The sequence below is a fragment of the Nocardioides sp. P86 genome, assembly GCF_023712465.1.
GTDB lineage: Bacteria > Actinomycetota > Actinomycetes > Propionibacteriales > Nocardioidaceae > Nocardioides > Nocardioides kribbensis.
The window spans coordinates 1382512-1403250 of sequence record NZ_JAMAYE010000001.1 but is presented as its reverse complement, the minus strand read 5'-3'; the positions used below and the strand labels follow the sequence as shown (position 1 = coordinate 1403250).

Genomic DNA, 20739 nt, shown 5'->3' with positions numbered 1-20739 from the left:
CGCGACAGCCGGGCCGTGACAGCCGGGCCGGCGGCGGCTCAGGCCAGCGCCTGCTCCAGGGTGCGGGCGTCGTGGCCGGTGACGCGCCGCACGTCGTCGGTGACCCGGGCGCACGAGCCGTCGGCGATGGCGGTGTAGGTGCTGACCCAGGCGTCGAGCTGCCAGTCCTCGGCGTCGTAGGCAGCGCGCCGCGAGGCGTAGGCCTGCTCCACGCCCTCGTCCTCGAAGCGCAGCTCGCGGCCCAGCACGGCGCCGGCGCGGGCGGCCACCTCGGTCATGGTGAGCGCCTCCGGCCCGGTCAGCACGTACGTCGCCCCCGCGTGGGCGGCCGGGTCGCGCAGCACCGTGGCGGCGACGTCGGCCACGTCGGCGCGGGCCACGGCGGCGACCCGGCCCTCGCCCGCGGGGCCGCGGATGACGCCGGCCTCGTCGGCGAAGAGCGGCAGCACGTCGACGTAGAAGTTGTCGCGCAGGAACGTGAAGCCCATGCCGGTCTCCGCGGCCGCCTCGCGGATCGCGGTCTCGGCGTCGTGGTGGTCGCGCCCGAGGGTGAAGGTGGCCTCGGGGTCGGCGCCGGCGAAGGAGGTGTAGACGAGGTGGCGCACGCCGGCGTCGGCGGCGGCGCGCACGAAGGTGCGGTGCTGCTCGCGCCGGTCGACGGCCTCGGCCGCGGAGACCATGAGGAGGGTCTCGACCCCGCGCAGGGCCTCCAGCGACGCGGCGTGGTCGGCGTAGGTGCACTCGCGCACGTCGCAGTCGACGTCGGGGGCGCGCGAGGCGTCGCGCACGAGCAGGCGCAGGTCGAGGCGGAAGTCGGCGCCGGCGAGCTGCGCGGTGACGAGGCCGCCGAGCGCCCCCGTCGAGCCGGTGACGCCCACGGTGCGGGTCAGGTCGGTCATGCGTCCTCCTGGACGTCGAAGCGGATCGGGAAGCGGAGCGCGCCGGTGTTGCCCGACACGGGCAGCCAGGTGCCGGGGCCGTCGGGGCGGGCCCCGGGCAGCCGGCGGGCGAGCAGGGGCAGGGCGACGGCCATGTCGGTGCGCGCGACGAGGTGGCCCAGGCAGTGGTGCACCCCGGCCCCGAAGCCGGCGTGCGGCGGCCGCTCGCGCCGCGCCTGGGCCTCGATGTCGAAGGACGGGTCGGCCATCGCGGCCGGGTCGGTGCCGGCGGCGTGGGAGAGCACCTGCACGATGCCGCCGGCCGGCACGCGCAGGCCGCCGAGGTCGACGTCCTCGAGGGCCTCGCGGGTCACCCAGGTGACGGTGGGGTTGACCCGCATCACCTCCTCGACGGCGGCGGCGCCGAGGTCGGGGCGCTCGCCCAGCAGCCGCCACTGGTCGGGGTGGGCCAGCAGCGTCTGCACGGCCAGGCCGATCTGGTTGCGGGTGGTCTCCATGCCCGCGAAGGCCAGGAAGACCAGCGCCACGCTGAGCTCGCGCCCGGTGAGCCGCTCGCCGTCGTCGGCGGCGCGCACGAGCGTGGTCACGAGGTCCTCCGGTGGGTCGTCCGGACCGGGGGCCGGGCCGGAGGCGATCCGGGCCCGCCGGTCGGCGACGACCTCGTCGACGTAGCCGGTCAGCCCCTCCAGCGCGGCCTCGATGCGCGGCAGCCGGGCGGCCACGTCGACCGAGAACGACGCCCCCAGGTCGTCGGCCCAGCGGGCCACCTGCGGCCAGTGCGCCTCGTCGAGGCCGAGCAGCACGCAGATGATGCGGGCGGCGTAGGGCTCGGCGAAGTCGTGGACGAGCTCGACGCGGCCGGTGGCGGCGAAGGCGTCGACGAGCTCGTGGGCCAGCGCCTCGAAGCGCGGGCGCATCGCCGCGATCATGCGGCCGCGGAAGGCCGGGGCGAGCAGCCGGCGCACGCGGGCGTGGTCGTCGCCCTCGAGGCTCAGCAGCGTCTCGGCCCACCAGTCGGAGAAGAGCCCGGAGTGGATGCCGTTCTGCGCCGGCCAGCGGGCGTTGCCCTGCGCGAAGCGGCGGTCGCGCAGCACCGCGGTGCCCTCGGCGTGGCGCAGCACGGCCCAGCCCCACGTGGTCTCGACGTACCAGTCGCGCTCGCGGGCCTCGAGCACCGCGGCGGAGGTGACGTCGAAGGACGGGTCGCCCAGGTCGAGCACGCTCACGTGCCGGCCCGCAGCATGCGCAGGTGGCGCCCGTCGTCGAGCTCGTCGACGGTGCCGTCGAGGCGGAAGCCCTGCCGCTCGTAGAAGCCGATGGCCCGGTCGTTGCCCGCCAGCACCCACAGGTACGCCGCGCGGTCGCCGATCGCCGCGTGCAGCAGCGCGTAGCCGACCCCGGTGCCCCACAGCCGGGCCCGCACGTAGAGCGACCACAGCTCGGTCGCGGTGTCGACGTCGCCGTCGCGGGCCGGGCCCGCGCTGGCGAAGCCCACCAGCTCCTCCCCGCCGCCGGGACCGGCCTCGACCGCCAGCCACAGCGGCTCCTCGCGCGGGCCGGCGAGGATGCCGCGCCAGCGCTCCACGCGGGCCGGCACGTCGGCACGGCGCTCGTCGAGCACGTGCTGCTCCACCAGGCCGGTGTAGGCGTCGTCCCAGACGTCGAGGTGCAGGTGGGTCAGGGCCTCGGCGTCCTCGGGCGTCGCCTCGCGCAGCCGCACGGCGGGAGCGGGTCGGGGGCTGCTCGTGCTCACCCCTGCATCGTAGGGACCACCCGGGTCGCGGGATGGCTACGGTGGGGGCCATGCGCATCACCAAGCTGGGCCACGCCTGCGTGAGGGTCGAGCACGAGGGCGGGGTGCTGGTGGTCGACCCCGGGGTCTTCACCGACGCGGCCGCGGCCCTCGACGGGGCCGGCGCGGTGCTGCTGACCCACGAGCACCCCGACCACTACCTCGCCGAGCACCTGCGTCTCAGCGACGCGCCCGTCGTCACGATCGAGGCGGTGGCGGCCCGCATCCGCGAGGACGCCCCCGACGTCGCCGAGCGGCTCGTCGTGGTCGCCCCGGGCGAGCGCTTCACCGCCGCGGGCCTCCCGGTGCGCGCCGTCGGCGAGCGCCACGCGGTCATCCACCCCGAGCTGCCCCGCATCGACAACAGCGGCTACGTCGTGACCTGCGGCGACCAGCGCGTCTACCACCCCGGCGACGCCCTCACGCCGCCCGGCGAGCCCGTCGACGTGCTGCTCTGCCCGGTCAGCGCGCCGTGGCTCAAGGCCGCCGAGGCCATCGACTTCGCCCGCGCGGTCGGCGCCCCCCGGGTGCTGGCGATCCACGACCGCGTCTACTCCGAGGCCGGCCTCGACATCGTCGACGGCCACCTGCGCCGCTTCCTCGAGCCGGCCGGGAGCGCCTACACCCGGCTGCCCGACGGCGCCGACCTCTGAGCGGGGCGGCCGTGACGGCCTGGGTGCGACTCGAGCTCGACCTCGCGGCCTTCGACGAGACGCCGTTCCTGCCCTGCCTCGACGCCGCGACCGCCGCCGGCGTCGCCCTCACCACGATGGCCCGCCTCGGCGACGGCGCACGGCAGCGTCGCCGCCTGGAGGCGCTCTGGGCCCGCTGCGCCGCCGACGACCCCGGCGCCGACCTGTCCGCGGGGGTGCCCGAGCGGTGCGCGGCGGCCTCCTACGACCCCCACGGCGCGGTCGTCGCGGTCGAGGGCGAGCACTGGGTGGGGCTCAGCCTCACCTCGCTGCGCCCGCTCGAGGGCTACGCCTTCGGCGAGATGACCGGCGTGGTGCCCGAGCGTCGGGGCCGCGGGCTCGCGGTGGCGATGAAGCTGGAGGCGGTGCGCTGGGCGCGCTCGCGCGGCCACACCCGGCTGCGCACCTTCCACCACCCCGACAACGCCGCGGCGATCGGGCTCAACCTGCGGCTGGGGGCGACGGCTCCGTCGCCGTGATGGCGTCGCGCACGGGCACGAACTTCGCCTGGGCCTCGGCCAGCTCCGACTCGGGGTCGGAGTCGCCGACGATCCCGCAGCCGGCGAAGAGGCGCACGGTCGAGCCGTCCACCGACGCCGAGCGCAGCGCGATGCCCCACTCGCCGTCGCCGGAGGCGTCCATCCAGCCGACGGGCGCGGCGTAGCGACCGCGGTCCATGCCCTCGATCTCGTGGATCAGCGCGGTGGCCGCCGCCGTGGGCGTGCCGCCGACCGCCGCCGAGGGGTGCAGCGCCTCGGCCAGCTGCAGCGACGAGACCGTCGCCGCGTCGTGCACCACGCCGGCGACGTCGCTGGCCAGGTGCATGACGTTGGGCAGGTGCAGCACGAAGGGCGCCTCGGGCACGTTCATCGACGAGCAGTGCGGCTCGAGGGCGTCGGCGACCGAGCGCACGGCGTACTCGTGCTCCTCGAGGTCCTTGGAGGAGCGGGCCAGCGCGGCGGCCAGCGCCAGGTCGCGCTGGTCGTCGCCGCTGCGACGGATGGTGCCGGCCAGCACCCGCGAGGTCACCAGCCCGCGCTCGCGGCGCACCAGCATCTCGGGGGTCGCGCCGAACATGCCGTCGACGTGGAAGGTCCAGCACATGGGGTAGCTCTCGGCCAGGCGGCGCAGCGGCCAGCGCACGTCGACCGGCGCGTGGGCGGTGGCGAGCAGGTCGCGGGCCAGCACGACCTTCTCCAGGTCGCCGGCCTCGATGCGGGCCACCGCGTCGGCCACCACGCTCATCCAACGCTCGCCGTCGAGGGCGCCGTCGACGAAGCTGATCCCGACCGGCACCGCCGGGTCGTCGGCGGGGGCCAGGTCGGGCGACCCGCCCTCCTGCTCGGCCGGGCCGATGGTCGTCACCCAGGTCAGGTCGCCGCGGCGACCCACGACCACCGACGGCACGACCAGCACGGAGTCGCCCGGCTCGTGGGCGAAGGCGAAGGACCCGAAGCACACCAGGCCCGTGCCCGGCTCGTCGACCGCGTCGTGCTCCACCGACCGCGCGACCAGCTCCGACCACCACTTCGCGGCGTCGGCGAAGCGGGTCGGCCCGTCGGTGCGCAGCTCGGCGGCGACACCCCAGCCGACCAGGCCCTCGCCTCGACGCAGCCACGTCACCGGACGGTCCGCGGGCAGCAGGGACAGCAGCGAGTCGACGTGGCCCGGCTCGACCACGACGGTGCGAGCGACCAGGGGACCGGCGGCCAGACGGCCCGCGGTCGCGCCGGAGGTCTCGCTGGTGCTCACGTCTCGAGGGTACTCAGCCGATGGGCGATCCCGACCGAGGCGTGGGTAACGTCACCGCCGTGACCACCACTCCCACCATCGCTCGTACCCGCGTCGCCGGCGTCGTCCTCGGCGCCGTCCTGCTGGCCCTCATGGTCGTCTTCGCCGTCGTCCTGCCGAGGATCGACAGCGGCGCCGAGGAGCTCTCCGGCGCCGACGGCGTCGCGGCCCTGCCCGACGAGCTGCCGGGCGGCCTGCGGGCCCTCGACCTCGGCGTCGAGGCCCCCGAGGGCCAGGACCCGGCCCAGGCCGAGGAGTTGACGCAGCGCCAGACCGAGCTCCAGGAGTCGGCCGGCGAGCGGCTGGGCGAGGTCTTCGACGCCCCCGCCGAGGTCCGCATCTACGCCGACGAGGCGCTGCAGCGCCAGGCGGCCGTGGCCGTGGTCGGCGTGCCCGCCGGGCTGTTCATCCCCGGCGCCCTGCCGGTCGACCCGGCGCTGCTCGACCTCGCCCGCAGCTCCACCGAGCTCGAGCGGGTCGGCGACGCGGTGTGCCAGCTCACCTACGGGCAGAACGTGCCGGCCGGCCAGCCCGTGCCCGAGGACGACCCCGCCGGCGTGACCTGCCAGCTGGGGGCCGAGGGCACGACGTACTGGATCCAGGGCGGCGGGATCACCGCCGAGGAGGCCGTGGCCGTGCTCGACGACCTCGCCGGCTCCGAGGACTGACCCGGCCCGACCGGCCCGCTCAGGGCAGGCGCGTGCCGTCGTCGGCGTACGCCGCCAGCACGGCGCGCACGTCGACGAGCCGCGGGCGGCCCGCGGGGTCGGGGTCGCCGCAGGCCGCCAGCAGCCTCGCCAGCTCCGCCGGCGCGTGGGACGCCACCCGCACCGGGGCCGGGCGCCGCGCCCGCCACCGCGCGGGGGGTGTCGGCTCCTCGCCGCTGAGCGCCTCGCGCAGCAGCACGCCGAGCCCCCACACGTCGGTCGCGGGCGCGAGGCCCTCGCCGGTGACCTGCTCCGGGGCGAGGTAGCCGGGGGTGCCGGCGCCCGGGCGGCCCGCACCGGGTCGCGCGGCCAGGCTCAGGTCGAGCAGCACCGCCTTGCCGTGCTCGACCACGACGTTGCCCGGCTTGAGGTCCAGGTGCAGCCAGTCGTGGCGGTGCAGGTAGCCCAGCACCGAGACCAGCTGCAGACCGAGCAGGGCGGTGTCCTCGACCCCCAGGGCGCCCTCCTCGACGACCGCGGCCAGGGTGGCGCCGCGCAGGGTCTCGAGCACGACCGCCGCACGCGGGTCGGTGAGCACGGCGTAGCCGCGCACCAGGTGCGGGTGGGTCAGCGTCGTCACGATGCGGCCCTCGCGCAGGACCCCGTCGACGACCTCGCGCTCGTGGCGGCGGTCGGTGCGCACGACCTTGACCACGCAGCGGCAGCCGCGCTCCTCGTCGTAGGCGTCCCAGGTGTCGAGGCGGCGTCCGTGGGCCAGGCGCTGCACCGCGCGGTAGCCGGGCAGCAGCGGCTCGCCGGGGGCGACCTCCGGCACGGGTCCCGGCACGGCGTCGCGACCGCCCGCGAGGAGCCTGGCCGGGCGCGGCCCGCTCACCGGGACGCCGCCGCGGCGACGGGCACGGGGTCGGCCGGGTCGGCCGATGGGTGGCCGGCGTCGGCCGGTGGGTGGTCGGCGAGGTCCTCGAGCCGCACGACGCGGTCGACGTACTCCAGGGCGAGCGGGTCGTGGGTGAGCAGCAGCACCGTGCGCCCCAGCGCAGGGTCGGTGACGGCCTCCAGCAGCCGGCGGGTGGCGTCGGGGTCGAGCCCGGTGGTGGGTTCGTCGAGCACCAGCACCCGGCTCTCGCGCAGCAGCGCGCGGGCCAGCGAGAGGCGCTGGCGCTGGCCGCCCGAGAGCGTGCGTCCGCGCTGTCCGATCCGGGTGTCGTAGCCCTGGGGGAGCCGCTCCACGAAGGCGTGGGCGTCGGCGGCCCGGGCGGCGGCGCGCACCTCGGCGCGGGTGGCACCGGGCCGGGCGTAGGCGATGTTGTCGTGGACGCTGGCGTCGAGCAGCAGCTGCTCCTGCAGCAGCAGGGTGACCGCGGCGCGCACGGAGGTGGCGGTGTGGTCGGCGACGTCGTGGCCGTCGACGGCGACCACACCGGCGTCGGCGGTGACCTGACGGGTCAGCAGCCGCGCGAGGGTCGACTTGCCCGAGCCGCTGGCCCCCACGACCGCGACCCGCTCGCCCGGCGCGACGTGCAGGTCGAGCCCGCTGACGGCGTCGCGTGCTGCGCCGGGGTAGCGCACGGTCACGGCGCTCAGGTCCACGGCGCCCCGGCCGCCGGGCAGCGCGGTGGCCCCCGCCCGGTCTCCCGCGCGGGGCTCGTCGAGCAGCTCCACGAGGCGCTCGACGCCGGCGGTGGCCGAGAAGAGCGACGGCACCAGGTCGCTGAGGTCGCGCACCGGGCGGTAGCACTGCATGAGCAGGGTGAGGAAGGCCAGCAGCCCGCCGAGGGTGAGGCGGTCGGTGGAGAGCGCCCAGACCCCGAGGGTCACCACGAGCAGCACCCCGACCAGCTCGGCCAGGTCGACGAGCGGCAGGAAGAGGCCCCGCACGCGGCTGCCGGCCAGCTCGGCCGCGGCGATCGCGCGGTTCTGCCGGTCGTAGTCGGCGACGGCCTCGCGCTCGCGGCCGTAGGTCTGCACGAGCGTGGCGTTGGCCAGGCTCTCCTCGGTGATGCTCGACAGCGAGCCGCCGCGGCGGCGGCGCTCGCGCGAGACGTCGCGGGTGAAGCGGGCGAAGTGGCTGGAGACCCACCAGAAGACGGGCACGACCACGAGCGAGGCGAGCGCGAGCTCCCACTGCAGCCACAGCAGCGCGCCCACGAAGAGCACCAGCCGCAGCAGGGCGCCCAGGCCGGTGGCGAGCTGGCCGACCATGAAGCTCTCCACCGCGCTCACGTCGGAGGTCAGGCGGGCCATGGTGTCGCCGAGGCGGCGCCGGTCCTGCACCGTGGCGGGCTGGTGCAGGACGTGCTCGAAGGCGTCGCGCCGCAGGTCGACGAGGAAGCGCTGGGAGACCCAGGTGGACAGGTAGTCGTCGGCGCTGGAGACCAGGCCGCTGGCGAGGTTGAGCGCGAGGTAGGCCACGGCGAGGGTGAGGAGCGGGGAGAAGTCGGCCGGCACCAGCACGTCGTCGACGAGGCGCTGGAAGAGCACGATCTCGACGACCTCGATGGCCGGGGCGGCCGCCAGGAGCACCAGCCCGAGGGCCAGCCAGCCGCGCAGCGGACGCAGTCGTGGCCAGAAGCGGCGTACGACGGCGAGCACGGTCAGCTGCCGGGCCGCGTCGACGACGGGCGCGGCGTCGGCCGCGGGGCGCAACGAGGCGATCAGCCTCCGCCAGGCTCGGCGCATCGGGGGTCTCCTCCGGTGGTGGGAACGGCCGCGACGGGGGTGGCTCGCTGCGTGGGAGCCACCCCCGTCGTCCGGGTCCGCCGAAGGGGGGTCGGCGGACGGGTGAGCCGAGGCCTCAGTTGGTGCGCGAGCGCGAGCGGCTGCGGTTGCGACGGTTGCGACGGCGGCGCCGGCGACGGCCGCCGTCGCGGCTGTCGGTGTCGGCGCGGCGGGCCATGGTGGCCGGCTTGACGGCGGTGAAGATGCTGGAGCGTGCCATGACGGTCTCTTCTCTCTCGTGCGGTCCGCCCGGCCCTGAGGCCGGGTCGGCCACCCCGGTGGGGGTGACGAGAAGAACTCTGCGGCGGTGCGGTGAGGCACGCGTGAGGCGCCGATGAGAGGGCTCTCACCCGTCTCATCGACGCCTCACGGTCGGTCACGCGGCCGGCCCCGACCGCCGCCGGCACGGTCTCAGGACCAGTACACGACCACGTCGTCGCCCAGCCGGACCTCGTCGAAGAGTGCGGCGACCCCGGCGAGGTCGCGTGTGTTGACGCAGCCGTGCGAGGCGCCGGCGTAGCCGGTGGCGGCGAAGTCGGGGGAGTAGTGCACGGCCTGGCCGCCGGAGAAGAACATCGCGTAGGGCATCGCGGTGTCGTAGAGGCTCGAGACGTGGTCGCGGCTCATCCGGTAGACCTCGAAGACCCCCTCGCGGGTGGGGGTCCCGGCGGCGCCGAAGCGGGCGTCGAGGGTGCGCAGCACCTCGCCGTCGACGACCCAGCGCAGCGTGCTGGTGCTCTTGTCGACGCAGATCACCCGGCCCTGGAGGCAGCGCGGGTCGAGCGCACCGGCCTGCTGCGTGCGGCCCTCGAGCTCGGCGTCGGTGGGCTCGGTGGTCATGGCCAGCAGCCGGTCCATGGTGCGCTGGTCGACCTCGCCGGTGACCGGGATCGCGCGCTTGTCCTGGAAGCCGCGCACCGCCGCCTCCGTGATCTCGCCGTAGTGGTCCGTGAGCCCGGCGTCGAACCAGTCGATCTGGGCCAGCCGGGCCTGGAGCTCGCGCACCTCCGCGCCGTCGTCGCCGGGAGAGAGGAGTGCCGGACCGGGCACCAGCTCGGGTGTGGGGGACGGCGTGGCTGTGGCTGTGGCTGTCGGCGGCGGCGGCGGCGTGGGCGCGGTCGTGGCCGTCGGCGTCGACCGGGGGGCGGGCTCGGCCGCGGGACGGGCGGGCCGGCGCTCGGCCGCAGCGCCGGGTCGCGGGTCGGCGGCCCCCGCGCGGTCGGAGCGCTCGTGCCCACCGGATCCGCCGAGGGCGGTCGCGCCGAGCACGGCGACCAGGACGAGGGCCACGGCCAGGCCGAGGGCGAGAGAGAGGCGGCGCAGCAGGGGCATGGGAGGTCCTCGTGGTGTGTGGGTGGCCGACCGGGTCGAGCCGGTCACCAGGGAGACGCACGAGGAGGGCCTCCGGTTGCCCGGGTCCCGGCGGTGATCGCCCGGCGCCCTCCCGATGGTGCGGTGCGGTGGTGCGGTGCGGGTGGTGGTGTGCGGTGGGGTGCGGCGCCTGGACGCGGGCTAACCTCGGGGGCGTGGCCCGCGCGCAGCTCGACAAGCAACCCATCGACGTCCGTCGCATGTTCGACACCGTGGCGCGTCGCTACGACGTCACCAACGACGTGCTCTCGCTGGGCCAGGACCGCCGCTGGCGCCACGACGTCACCGAGGCCGTCGCGCCGGTCGCGGGCGAGCGCGTCCTCGACCTCGCCGCCGGCACCGGCACCTCGAGCGAGCCCTTCCACGACCGTGGTGCCACCGTCGTGCCGTGCGACTTCTCCCTCGGGATGCTCCGGGTGGGCAAGCAGGCCCGGCCCCACCTGCCCTTCACCGCGGGCGACGGCACGCGGCTGCCCTTCGCCGACGCCACCTTCGACGCCGTGACCATCTCCTTCGGGCTGCGCAACATCGTCGACCCGCTGGCGGGCCTGCGCGAGATGCGCCGCGTGACCCGGCCCGGTGGCCGGCTGGTGGTCTGCGAGTTCAGCCACCCGACCTGGGCGCCCTTCCGCACCGTCTACCTCGAGTACCTGATGAAGGCCCTGCCGCCGATCGCCCGGGCCGTCTCCTCGGCCCCCGACGCCTACGTCTACCTCGCCGAGTCGATCCGGGCCTGGCCCGACCAGCAGGGCCTCTCCGACCTCGTCGCCGAGGCGGGCTGGACCGGCGTCGAGTGGCGCAACCTCACCGGGGGCGTCGTCGCCCTCCACCGCGCCACCGCCTGAGCCCACCCGGGCCCAGCCGGGCCCGACCCGGGACCGGCAGCGACCGACCGGGCCGGCCATGCCGTCGTCGACGGCCATTAACGCAAGTCCGGGGTGCGTTAAATCCGCAGGTCAGCGCCGCGCACGACTCCTCGCCGACGCGGAATGTGACCGGGACCACCCCCGGGTCGCCACACCCGCGAGCGAGTGGCAGTATGTGTCCTGCGCCACTTAGTGATTCTCTTCACAAGGCCACAAGGGGCTTTCGTCGGGCATCGCTCGGGGCGCGTCGACACGGACGTGTGCCACGGGAGGTCGGACGATGGAGCTCTACACACCGGTGCTGGTGCTGGCGGCCCTGGCCGCCGGCTTCGCCGTCTTCTCGGTGGCCGTCAGCACGCTGACCGGGCCCAAGCGCTACAACCGCGCCAAGCTCGACTCCTACGAGTGCGGCATCGAGCCCACTCCGCAGCCCGTCGGCGGTGGCCGCTTCCCGGTGAAGTACTACATCACCGCGATGCTCTTCATCGTCTTCGACATCGAGATCATCTTCCTCTACCCGTGGGCCGTGCGCTTCGACGCGATGGGCCTCTTCGGTCTGGTCGAGATGGTCATCTTCATCGCCACCGTCTTCGTCGCCTACGCCTACGTCTGGCGTCGCGGCGGCCTCGAGTGGGACTGATCCGCGTGGGACCGAGAGGACAGCACTGATGGGTATCGAGGAGAAGCTCCCCAGCGGCGTCCTGCTGACGACCGTCGAGGGCGTCGCGGGCTACATGCGCAAGGCCTCCTTCTGGCCCGCCACCTTCGGCCTGGCCTGCTGCGCCATCGAGATGATGACCAGCGGCGGCCCGAAGTACGACCTGGCCCGCTTCGGCATGGAGGTCTTCCGGGCCAGCCCCCGCCAGGCCGACCTCATGATCGTGGCCGGCCGGGTCAGCCAGAAGATGGCGCCCGTCCTGCGCCAGATCTACGACCAGATGGCCGAGCCCAAGTGGGTGCTCGCCATGGGCGTGTGCGCCAGCTCCGGCGGCATGTTCAACAACTACGCGATCGTGCAGGGCGTCGACCACGTCGTGCCCGTCGACATGTACCTCCCGGGCTGCCCGCCGCGCCCCGAGATGCTCATCGACGCCATCCTCAAGCTCCACGACCAGGTCCAGGCCACCAAGCTCGGCGCCAACCGCGCCGCGCAGATCGCCGAGCTCGAGGCCGAGGCGCTGACCGCGCTGCCGACCTCCGACCGCACGGGCCTGCTGCGATGAGCCCCGACGAGCCCACGCAGGGCGGCGCCCGCGGCACGGTCGACCAGGCCGCCACCGACCAGTCCCCGGAGAACCTCCCAGCACCGCCCGAGGGCCAGCCGGGCTCGCAGACGGTGCGCCAGGTCGGCGAGCGGCGCGGCATGTTCGGCGTCAAGGGCTCCGGCGACACCAGCGGCTACGGCGGCCTGCGCGCCGCCGTCCGCCACCCCGCCGCCACCGCGCGGCCCTACGGCGGCTGGTTCGACGAGGTCGCCGACGCCCTCGAGGTCGCGGCGCGCGACGCCGGCGTCGAGCGGGCCGTCGAGAGCGTCGTGGTGCACCGCGGCGAGATCACCTTCCACGTGCGCGCCGACGACCTCCTGGTGCTGGCGCGGCTGCTGCGCGACGAGCCCCGGCTGCGCTTCGAGCTGCTCTCGAGCGTGAGCGGCGTGCACTACCCCGCCGACACCGGCCACGAGCTCCACGTCGTGCACCACCTGCTGTCGATGACCCACAACCGCCGCATCCGCCTCGAGGTCGCGGTGCCCGACACCGACCCGCGGCTGCCGTCGCTGGTGCCGGTCTACCCCACGGCCGACTGGCACGAGCGGGAGACGTGGGACATGTTCGGCGTGCTCTTCGAGGGCCACCCCTCGCTGACCCGGATCCTCATGCCCGACGACTGGCCCGGCCACCCGCAGCGCAAGGACTACCCCCTCGGCGGCATCCCGGTCGAGTACAAGGGCGGCACCGTCCCCCCGCCCGACCAGCGCCGCTCCTACAGCTGATGCTCGCGCCGCACCGGGCCGTCCGGCCCCCCAGCCACCCCCTCGCCCACCGTCCCCGGAGGTCAGCATGACGACCCAGGAAGACCTGTACGCCGGCACCAGCGAGACCGCCGAGGGCCGTGTCTTCACGGTCACCGGGCAGGACTGGGACCAGATCGCCGAGGGTCTGGCCGAGGACGCCGAGGAGCGCGTCGTCGTCAACATGGGCCCCCAGCACCCCTCGACCCACGGCGTGCTGCGGCTGATCCTCGAGCTCGAGGGCGAGACGGTCACCGAGGCCCGCTGCGGCATCGGCTACCTCCACACCGGCATCGAGAAGAACATGGAGTACCGCTCCTGGGTGCAGGGCGTGACCTTCTGCACCCGCATGGACTACCTCAGCCCGTTCTTCAACGAGGCCACCTACGTCCTCGGCGTCGAGCGGCTGCTCGACATCGAGGCCGACGTGCCCGAGAAGGCCCAGGTCATGCGGGTGCTGCTCATGGAGCTCAACCGCATCTCCTCCCACCTCGTGGCCATCGCCACGGGCGGCATGGAGATCGGCGCGCTGACCGTGATGACGATCGGCTTCCGCGAGCGCGAGCTGGTGCTCGACCTCTTCGAGCTCATCACCGGGCTGCGCATGAACCACGCCTTCATCCGTCCCGGCGGCGTGGCGCAGGACCTCCCCGCCGGAGCCCTGGACGAGATCGCCTCCTTCGTGGCGCTGATGAAGAAGCGCCTGCCGGAGTACGCCGCGCTGTGCAACGCCAACCCGATCTTCAAGGCCCGCCTGGAGGGCGTCGGCCACCTCGACCTGGAGGGCTGCCTGGCCCTGGGTCTCACCGGGCCCCCGCTGCGCGCCAGCGGCTACCCGTGGGACCTGCGCAAGACCCAGCCCTACTCCGGCTACGAGGACTACGACTTCGACGTCCAGACCTGGGACACCGCCGACGCCTACGGCCGCTTCCGGGTGCGCCTGGCGGAGATGTGGGAGTCGCTGAGGATCGTCGAGCAGGCCGCGGCCCGGCTCGCCGGCCTCGAGGGCGCGCCCGTCATGGTCGCCGACCGCAAGATCGCCTGGCCCAGCCAGCTGGCCATCGGCTCCGACGGCATGGGCAACAGCCTCGACCACATCCGCCACATCATGGGCGAGTCGATGGAGGCCCTCATCCACCACTTCAAGCTGGTCACCGAGGGCTTCCGGGTGCCGGAGGGCCAGGCCTACGTGCCGGTGGAGTCGCCTCGCGGGGAGCTCGGAGCCCACGTCGTCTCCGACGGCGGCACCCGCCCCTTCCGCGCCCACTTCCGCGACCCGTCCTTCACCAACCTGCAGGCCACGAGCGTGATGAGCGAGGGCGGCATGGTCGCCGACGTCATCGTCGCGATCGCGAGCATCGACCCCGTCATGGGAGGCGTGGACCGCTGATGATCAGCCAGGAGACCTACGACGAGCTCACGGCGATCGCCGCGCGCTACCCCGAGGCCCGCTCGGGCCTGCTGCCCATGCTCCACCTCGTGCAGTCGGTCGAGGGACGGGTGACCCCCGAGGGCATCGAGACCTGCGCCGACATCCTCGGGATCTCCGCGGCCGAGGTCAGCGGGGTCGCGACGTTCTACACGATGTACAAGCGCAAGCCGGTCGGCGACTACCACGTCGGGGTCTGCACCAACACGCTGTGCGCGGTGATGGGCGGCGACGAGATCTTCGCCCGGCTCAAGGAGCACCTCGACGTCGGCAACGACGAGACCACGCGGCTGCGCGACGGCGACCGGGCCACCGTGACGCTGGAGCACCTGGAGTGCAACGCGGCCTGCGACTACGCCCCGGTGATGATGGTCAACTGGGAGTTCATGGACACCATGACGCCCACCTCGGCGGTCGACCTGGTCGACGACCTGCGCGCCGGGCGGGAGGTCACCTCGACCCGCGGCCCGCGCATCTGCACCTGGCGCGAGGCCGAGCGGGTGCTGGCCGGCTTCCCCGACGGCCGCGCCGACGAGGGCCCGTCGGCCGGACCGGCCTCGCTGGTCGGGCTCGGCATCGCCCGCGAGCGCGGCTGGTCGGCGCCCCCGGCCGACCGTGACGCCGACGCCGTCCCGGAGGAGCCGGGCGAGGAGCTCGCGGCCGCGCGCGAGTCCGACGACAACCAGGCCGAGCAGGCCGTCGTGGAGGCGGAGAGCGGCTCGTCCGAGACCGCCGCCGAGAAGGGAGAGGCGTCATGACCGCACCGGACACCCTGACCCCCGTGCTCACCGCCACGTGGGCCGACGAGCGCAGCTGGACCCTGGACTCGTACACCGCCAGCGGCGGCTACGAGGGCCTGCGCCGCGCGCTCACCATGAGCCCCGACGACGTCATCGCCGAGGTCAAGGACTCGGGCCTGCGCGGGCGGGGAGGAGCGGGCTTCCCCACGGGCATGAAGTGGGGCTTCATCCCCCAGGACAACCCGAAGCCGAAGTACCTCGTCGTCAACGCCGACGAGTCCGAGCCGGGCACCTGCAAGGACGTCCCGCTGATGATGGCCTCGCCGCACACCCTGGTCGAGGGCGTGATCATCAGCTGCTTCGCCATCCGGGCCCACACCGCCTTCATCTACATCCGCGGCGAGGTGCTGCACGTGGTCCGCCGGGTGCAGGCCGCGGTGGCCGAGGCCTACGCCGCCGGCCACCTCGGTCGCGACATCCACGGCTCCGGCTTCGACCTCGACGTCGTGGTCCACGCCGGCGCCGGTGCCTACATCTGCGGTGAGGAGACCGCGCTGCTCGAGGGGCTCGAGGGCCGCCGCGGCCAACCGCGCCTGCGCCCGCCCTTCCCGGCGGTCGCCGGCCTCTACGCCAGCCCCACGGTCATCAACAACGTGGAGTCGATCGCCTCGGTGCCCAGCATCGTGCGCCACGGCGCGGGGTGGTTCGCCTCGATGGGCACCGAGAAGTCCAAGGGCTTCGGCATCTTCTCCCTCTCGGGCCACGTCACCCGCCCCGGGCAGTACGAGGCACCGCTCGGCATCACGCTGCGCGAGCTGATCGGGCTGGCCGGCGGCATCCGCGAGGGCCACGAGCTGAAGTTCTGGACCCCCGGCGGGTCCTCGACGCCGCTGCTCACCGCCGAGCACCTCGACCTGCCGCTCGACTTCGAGGGCATGGCCGCGGCCGGCACGATGCTCGGCACCCGCGCCATCCAGCTCTTCGACGAGACCACCTGCGTGGTGCGCGCGGTGCTGCGCTGGACGGAGTTCTACAAGCACGAGTCCTGCGGCAAGTGCACCCCGTGCCGCGAGGGCACGTGGTGGCTCGTGCAGACCCTCGCCGCGCTCGAGCGCGGGCAGGGCAGCGAGGCCGACCTCGACCTGCTGCTCGACCAGTGCGACAACATCCTGGGCCGCTCCTTCTGCGCCCTGGGCGACGGCGCCACCAGCCCCATCACCAGCTCCATCAGGTTCTTCCGCGAGGAGTACCTCGCCCACCTCACCCACGGCGGCTGCCCCTTCGACGCGGCCCGCTCCACCGCCTGGGCCGGACAGGAGGCGCTCGCATGAGCGACGTCGAGCAGCGCACCGACCTGGTCTCGGTGACCATCGACGGGATCCAGGTCAGCGTGCCGCGCGACACCCTGGTCATCCGGGCCGCCGAGCAGGTCGGCGTGCAGATCCCGCGCTTCTGCGACCACCCGCTGCTCGCGCCCGTCGGCGCCTGCCGCCAGTGCCTGGTCGACGTGCCCGACGCCGGCAACGGCCGCGGCTTCCCCAAGCCGCAGGCCTCCTGCACCCTGCCGGTGGCCGAGGGCATGGTCGTGCAGACCCAGGCCACCAGCGAGGTCGCCGACAAGGCCCAGCAGGGGGTCATGGAGTTCCTGCTGGTCAACCACCCGCTCGACTGCCCGGTGTGCGACAAGGGCGGCGAGTGCCCCCTGCAGAACCAGGCGATGAGCAACGGGCGCGGCGAGTCGCGCTTCGCCGGCTCCGGCAGCGGCGGGGTGAAGCGCACCTTCCCCAAGCCGATCAACCTCTCCCCGCAGGTGCTGCTCGACCGCGAGCGCTGCATCGTGTGCCAGCGCTGCACCCGCTTCGCCGAGGAGATCCCCGGCGACCCCTTCATCGCGCTGGTCGAGCGCGGCGCGCAGCAGCAGATCGGCATCGCCGAGGACGCGCCGTTCCTGTCCTACTTCTCCGGCAACACCATCCAGATCTGCCCGGTCGGCGCGCTGACCTCGGAGTCCTACCGTTTCCGCTCGCGGCCCTTCGACCTCGTCTCGAGCCCGTCGGTGGCCGAGCACGACGCCTGCGGTGCCGCGATCCGCGTCGACCACCGCCGCGGCAAGGTGATGCGCCGTCTCGCCGGCAACGACCCCGAGGTCAACGAGGAGTGGATCACCGACAAGGACCGCTTCGCCTTCACCTACGCCACGCAGCCCGACCGGATCACCTACCCCCGGGTGCGCGACCGCGTCGAGGACGGCGGCGACGGCTCGCTGCGCCCCGCGTCCTGGCCGGAGGCCTTCGCGGTCGCCGCCCGCGGGCTCGCCGCGGCCGGTGCCTGCGCCGTCCTGCCCGGCGGCCGGGTCACCGCCGAGGACGCCTACGCCTACGCCAAGCTGGCCCGCGTCTCGCTCGGCACCAACGACGTCGACTTCCGCGCCCGCCCGCTCTCGGCCGAGGAGGAGTCCTTCCTGGCCGGCCACGTCGTGCTCACCGGCCCCGGCGACGGCGGCGTCACGTACGCCGACCTGGAGCGGGCCTCCAGCGTGGTGCTCGTCGGTCTCGAGCCCGAGGAGGAGGCCGGCACGCTCTTCCTGCGCCTGCGCAAGGCCTCGCGCCGCGGGCTGCGCGTGGTGTCGATCGCCCCCTTCGCCACCCGCGGCCTGCGCAAGCTGTCCGGCACCCTGGTGCAGACGGTGCCGGGTCGCGAGCCCGGCGCGCTGCGCGACCTGCTGGGGCACGCCGACCACGGCATCGACTCCCGCGCCGTCGTGCTGCTGGGCGAGCGGCTGGCCACGGTGCCCGGCGCCTACACCGCCGCGGCCGAGCTGGCCGCCCGCACCGCTGCCCGCCTGGCCTGGGTGCCGCGCCGCGCCGGCGACCGCGGCGCGCTCGAGGCCGGCTGCCTGCCGAGCCTGCTGCCCGGCGGCCGTCCGGTCGCCGACGCGGCGGCCCGCGTCGACGCCGCCACGTCCTGGGGCGTCGAGAGCGTGCCCGAGACGCCCGGTCGCGACGCCGACGCCATCGTCGCGGCGCTGCTGACCGGCGAGGTCGGCGGTCTGGTCGTCGGTGGCGTCGACCCCGACGACACCGCCGACCCCGACGCGACCCGCCGTGCCGTGGAGGCCGCCCGCTTCGTCGTGGCCCTGGAGCTGCGCGAGACCGAGGTGACCCGCGCGGCCGACGTCGTGTTCCCGGTCGCGCCGGTGGTCGGCAAGGCCGGCACCTTCGTCACCTGGGAGGGGCGGCCCCGCCCCTTCGAGGCCGTGCTGGCCGAGGCCGGCGCGCTGCCCGACCTGCGGGTGCTCTCCGGCATCGCCGAGGAGCTCGCCCGGCTCGGCCGCGGCGCCCCCCTCGGCTTCCGCACGGTCGCCGAGGTGCGCGCGGAGATGGCCGAGATCGGGCCCTGGGACGGCGAGCGGGCGGCCTTCGCGCCGGTGAGCGCCCTGGACACCCCGAGCACCGACGACCCGCTGACCACCGCCGGGGGCGCCCCCGGCTCGGTGCTCGCGACCTGGAAGCAGCTGCTCGACGACGGCGCGATGCAGGCCGGCGACAAGCACCTCGCCGCCACCGCGCGGCCCGCCGTGGCCCGCGTGCCGCGCACCGTGCTCGACGCCCTCGGGCCGGTGGTCACCCTCACCGGCGACCGCGGGTCCGTCACCCTGCCCGCCGAGGCCGCCGACCTGCCCGACGGCGTGGTGTGGGTGCCCACCCGCTCCAGCGGGCGGGGCGTGCTGGCCGACCTGGCCTCGCCGGGTGCCCGCGTCACCGTGAAGGGAGCCGAGCTGTGACCCCCGACGACCTCTCCGCCTTCGGGCAGGACCCGTGGTGGCTGGTGCTGGTCAAGGCCGTGGCCATCTTCGTGGTCCTGGTCCTGCTGACGCTGTTCAACATCTGGTGGGAGCGGCGCGTCGTCGCGCGCATGCAGCACCGCATCGGCCCCAACCGCAACGGTCCCTTCGGCCTGCTGCAGTCGCTGGCCGACGGCGTGAAGCTGGCGCTGAAGGAGGACATCATCCCCAAGGCCGCCGACAAGGTGGTCTTCGTGATCGCGCCGGTCCTGGCCGTCATCCCGGCCTTCGTGACCTTCGCGGTGATCCCCTTCGGCCCCGAGGTGGGGGTGCCGTTCAGCGACCGCACCACCCCGCTGCAGCTCACCGACATGCCGGTCGCGGTGCTGTTCGTGATGGCGATCGCCTCGATCGGCATCTACGGCATCGTGCTGGGCGGCTGGTCGAGCGGCTCGACGTACTCCCTGCTCGGCGGGCTGCGCTCGAGCGCCCAGATGATCTCCTACGAGGTCGCGATGGGCCTCGCGCTGGTGGCGGTGTTCCTCTACGCCGGGTCGATGTCGACCTCGCAGATCGTGGAGGCGCAGAGCGACGTGTGGTTCGGGCTGATCCTGCTGCCCTCCTTCGTCATCTACGTCATCGCGATGGTCGGCGAGACCAACCGCGCGCCCTTCGACCTCCCCGAGGCCGAGGGCGAGCTGGTCGGCGGCTTCCACACCGAGTACTCCTCGCTGAAGTTCGCGCTGTTCTTCCTCGCCGAGTACATCAACATGGCCACGGTCTCGGCCGTGGCGACGACGCTGTTCCTCGGCGGCTGGCGCGCGCCCTTCGGCATCGAGCGGGTCTGGGAGGGCGCCAACGAGGGCTACGTCCCGGTGGTCTGGTTCTTCGCCAAGATGCTCGTCTTCATCTTCTTCTTCATCTGGCTGCGCGGCTCGCTGCCGCGGCTGCGCTACGACCAGTTCATGGCCTTCGGGTGGAAGGTGCTCATCCCGGTCGCGCTGGTGTGGACCGTGGCCGTGGCCACCATGCGCCTGGCGCGCAACGAGGGCTGGTTCGCCGAGCTGCGCGACCCGGTCAGCCTCGCGATCGCCGTCGGCGTCGCGGTGGTCCTGCTCGGTGCCCTGTTCGCCTTCTCCGCCCGCGAGGGCGAGCCCGAGGAGGCGCCCGACACCGCCGCGGCCCGCCCCGGCGGCTTCCCGGTGCCGCCCATGCCCGCCGGCGGCGCCCGCCGCGGTGCGGCCGCGCCGCTGCGCTTCGCGTCCACCAGCCCGTCACCGGGAGCCGCGTCGTCCGACCCGGCGCCCGCGACCGTCCCCGCCGGTGCGGGGGAGGAGCACTGATGTCCGCCTCGACACCCGCCCAGCCCGCGAAGCGGGACCCGGAGAAGGGCCCCACGCTCAAGGAGCAGTTCTGGGACCCCGTGGCCGGCTTCGGCGTCACGTTCCGCACGATGTTCCGCAAGGTCGTCACGGAGCAGTACCCCGAGGACAAGCAGCCCACCGCCCCGCGCTTCCACGGTCGCCACCAGCTCAACCGCTGGCCCGACGGCCTGGAGAAGTGCATCGGCTGCGAGCTCTGCGCCTGGGCGTGCCCGGCCGACGCGATCTACGTCGAGGGCGCCTCCAACGTGGACGGTCCCGGCCCCGACGGCGAGACCTCCGGTCGCTTCAGCCCCGGCGAGCGCTACGGCCGCGTCTACCAGATCAACTACCTGCGCTGCATCCTGTGCGGGCTGTGCATCGAGGCCTGCCCGACCCGCGCGCTGACCATGACCAACGAGTACGAGCTGGCCGACGACAACCGCGCCGACCTCATCTACGAGAAGTCCGACCTCCTCGCGCCGCTGCTGCCCGGCATGGAGCAGCCGCCCCACGCGATGCTGCTCGGCGACGACGAGGGCGACTACTACCGCGGTGCCTACGCCGCGCCGGCGCCGTCCTCCACCACCGAGGAGACCCCCGCGTGACCGCCTTCTGGA

At 74.5% G+C, this 20739-nt stretch carries 21 protein-coding genes; 13 read left to right on the top strand and 8 right to left on the bottom strand.

What is annotated here, in order from left to right:
* Positions 1-38 precede the first annotated feature (38 nt).
* The 3 genes from M3673_RS06645 to M3673_RS06635 are packed head-to-tail and all read right to left on the bottom strand — an operon-like array spanning position 39 to position 2652.
* A complete protein-coding gene (locus M3673_RS06645; protein WP_251532638.1) occupies positions 39-899 on the bottom strand; it encodes an NmrA family NAD(P)-binding protein in 861 nt (286 codons plus the stop codon).
* The gene (locus M3673_RS06640) at positions 896-2125 is read right to left on the bottom strand and encodes a cytochrome P450 (protein WP_251532637.1); all 1230 of its coding nucleotides are present in this window, start codon (positions 2123-2125) and stop codon (positions 896-898) included. The genes M3673_RS06645 and M3673_RS06640 overlap by 4 nt, the downstream gene beginning before the upstream one ends.
* Complete coding sequence (locus M3673_RS06635; protein ID WP_251532636.1) at positions 2122-2652, bottom strand: GNAT family N-acetyltransferase; 531 nt, start codon at positions 2650-2652, stop codon at positions 2122-2124. Before M3673_RS06635 ends, M3673_RS06640 begins: the two co-directional genes overlap by 4 nt.
* A gap of 50 nt (positions 2653-2702) precedes the next feature.
* Between M3673_RS06635 and M3673_RS06630 the strand changes: the two genes are divergently transcribed.
* Both M3673_RS06630 and M3673_RS06625 read left to right on the top strand, forming a co-directional pair.
* On the top strand, positions 2703-3344 hold the full coding sequence (locus M3673_RS06630; RefSeq protein ID WP_251532635.1) for an MBL fold metallo-hydrolase: 642 nt from the start codon (positions 2703-2705) through the stop codon (positions 3342-3344).
* Positions 3345-3355: 11 nt separating this feature from the next.
* Positions 3356-3862 (top strand): GNAT family N-acetyltransferase, encoded by a 507-nt coding sequence (locus M3673_RS06625; RefSeq protein WP_251532634.1) that lies wholly within the window; start codon positions 3356-3358, stop codon positions 3860-3862.
* On the opposite strand, the gene M3673_RS06620 is transcribed toward M3673_RS06625, so the two are convergent.
* A complete protein-coding gene (locus M3673_RS06620; RefSeq protein ID WP_251532633.1) occupies positions 3825-5135 on the bottom strand; it encodes an isochorismate synthase in 1311 nt (436 codons plus the stop codon). The genes M3673_RS06625 and M3673_RS06620 overlap by 38 nt on opposite strands.
* 59 nt (positions 5136-5194) lie before the next feature.
* Between M3673_RS06620 and M3673_RS06615 the strand changes: the two genes are divergently transcribed.
* Positions 5195-5842, top strand: coding sequence for a hypothetical protein (locus M3673_RS06615; protein ID WP_228942723.1), 648 nt, complete (start codon positions 5195-5197; stop codon positions 5840-5842).
* Between the two features lie 19 nt (positions 5843-5861).
* Here M3673_RS06615 and M3673_RS06610 read toward each other — a convergent pair whose 3' ends face one another.
* The 4 genes from M3673_RS06610 to M3673_RS06595 all read right to left on the bottom strand — a co-directional run bounded on the left by M3673_RS06610 (position 5862) and on the right by M3673_RS06595 (position 9892).
* Positions 5862-6716: a serine/threonine-protein kinase gene (locus M3673_RS06610; protein WP_251532632.1), complete on the bottom strand. Its 855-nt coding sequence runs from the start codon at positions 6714-6716 to the stop codon at positions 5862-5864.
* Positions 6713-8521 carry an ABC transporter ATP-binding protein gene (locus tag M3673_RS06605; RefSeq protein WP_251532631.1) on the bottom strand — a complete coding sequence of 603 codons (1809 nt, stop codon included), beginning with the start codon at positions 8519-8521 and terminating at the stop codon, positions 6713-6715. The genes M3673_RS06610 and M3673_RS06605 overlap by 4 nt, the downstream gene beginning before the upstream one ends.
* 115 nt (positions 8522-8636) lie before the next feature.
* Positions 8637-8780 (bottom strand): hypothetical protein, encoded by a 144-nt coding sequence (locus M3673_RS06600; protein WP_156697935.1) that lies wholly within the window; start codon positions 8778-8780, stop codon positions 8637-8639.
* Positions 8781-8971: 191 nt separating this feature from the next.
* Positions 8972-9892 carry a L,D-transpeptidase family protein gene (locus tag M3673_RS06595; RefSeq protein ID WP_251532630.1) on the bottom strand — a complete coding sequence of 307 codons (921 nt, stop codon included), beginning with the start codon at positions 9890-9892 and terminating at the stop codon, positions 8972-8974.
* A 194-nt stretch (positions 9893-10086) separates the two neighbouring features.
* Here M3673_RS06595 and M3673_RS06590 point away from each other — a divergent pair, with 194 nt between their 5' ends.
* The 10 genes from M3673_RS06590 (at position 10087) to nuoI (ending at position 20727) form a co-directional block, all read left to right on the top strand.
* Positions 10087-10776: a demethylmenaquinone methyltransferase gene (locus M3673_RS06590; protein WP_251532629.1), complete on the top strand. Its 690-nt coding sequence runs from the start codon at positions 10087-10089 to the stop codon at positions 10774-10776.
* Positions 10777-11077: 301 nt separating this feature from the next.
* A complete protein-coding gene (locus M3673_RS06585; protein WP_193661982.1) occupies positions 11078-11437 on the top strand; it encodes an NADH-quinone oxidoreductase subunit A in 360 nt (119 codons plus the stop codon).
* Positions 11438-11465: 28 nt separating this feature from the next.
* Positions 11466-12020, top strand: coding sequence for an NADH-quinone oxidoreductase subunit B family protein (locus M3673_RS06580; RefSeq protein ID WP_056864825.1), 555 nt, complete (start codon positions 11466-11468; stop codon positions 12018-12020).
* Positions 12017-12787, top strand: a complete 771-nt coding sequence (locus tag M3673_RS06575) for an NADH-quinone oxidoreductase subunit C (RefSeq protein WP_193661983.1) — start codon at positions 12017-12019, stop codon at positions 12785-12787. The genes M3673_RS06580 and M3673_RS06575 overlap by 4 nt, the downstream gene beginning before the upstream one ends.
* 67 nt (positions 12788-12854) lie before the next feature.
* Entirely contained in the window at positions 12855-14195 is a 1341-nt protein-coding gene (locus tag M3673_RS06570) for an NADH-quinone oxidoreductase subunit D (protein WP_251532628.1), read from the top strand.
* Positions 14195-14992, top strand: coding sequence for an NADH-quinone oxidoreductase subunit NuoE (gene nuoE, locus M3673_RS06565; protein ID WP_251532627.1), 798 nt, complete (start codon positions 14195-14197; stop codon positions 14990-14992). The genes M3673_RS06570 and nuoE overlap by 1 nt, the downstream gene beginning before the upstream one ends.
* A complete protein-coding gene (gene nuoF, locus M3673_RS06560) occupies positions 14989-16305 on the top strand; it encodes an NADH-quinone oxidoreductase subunit NuoF (RefSeq protein ID WP_251532626.1) in 1317 nt (438 codons plus the stop codon). Before nuoE ends, nuoF begins: the two co-directional genes overlap by 4 nt.
* Positions 16302-18758, top strand: a complete 2457-nt coding sequence (locus M3673_RS06555; protein WP_251532625.1) for an NADH-quinone oxidoreductase subunit G — start codon at positions 16302-16304, stop codon at positions 18756-18758. The genes nuoF and M3673_RS06555 overlap by 4 nt, the downstream gene beginning before the upstream one ends.
* Positions 18755-20101, top strand: a complete 1347-nt coding sequence (gene nuoH / locus M3673_RS06550) for an NADH-quinone oxidoreductase subunit NuoH (protein WP_228943166.1) — start codon at positions 18755-18757, stop codon at positions 20099-20101. The genes M3673_RS06555 and nuoH overlap by 4 nt, the downstream gene beginning before the upstream one ends.
* The gene (nuoI, locus tag M3673_RS06545; protein WP_193661988.1) at positions 20101-20727 is read left to right on the top strand and encodes an NADH-quinone oxidoreductase subunit NuoI; all 627 of its coding nucleotides are present in this window, start codon (positions 20101-20103) and stop codon (positions 20725-20727) included. The genes nuoH and nuoI overlap by 1 nt, the downstream gene beginning before the upstream one ends.
* Positions 20728-20739 lie beyond the last annotated feature (12 nt).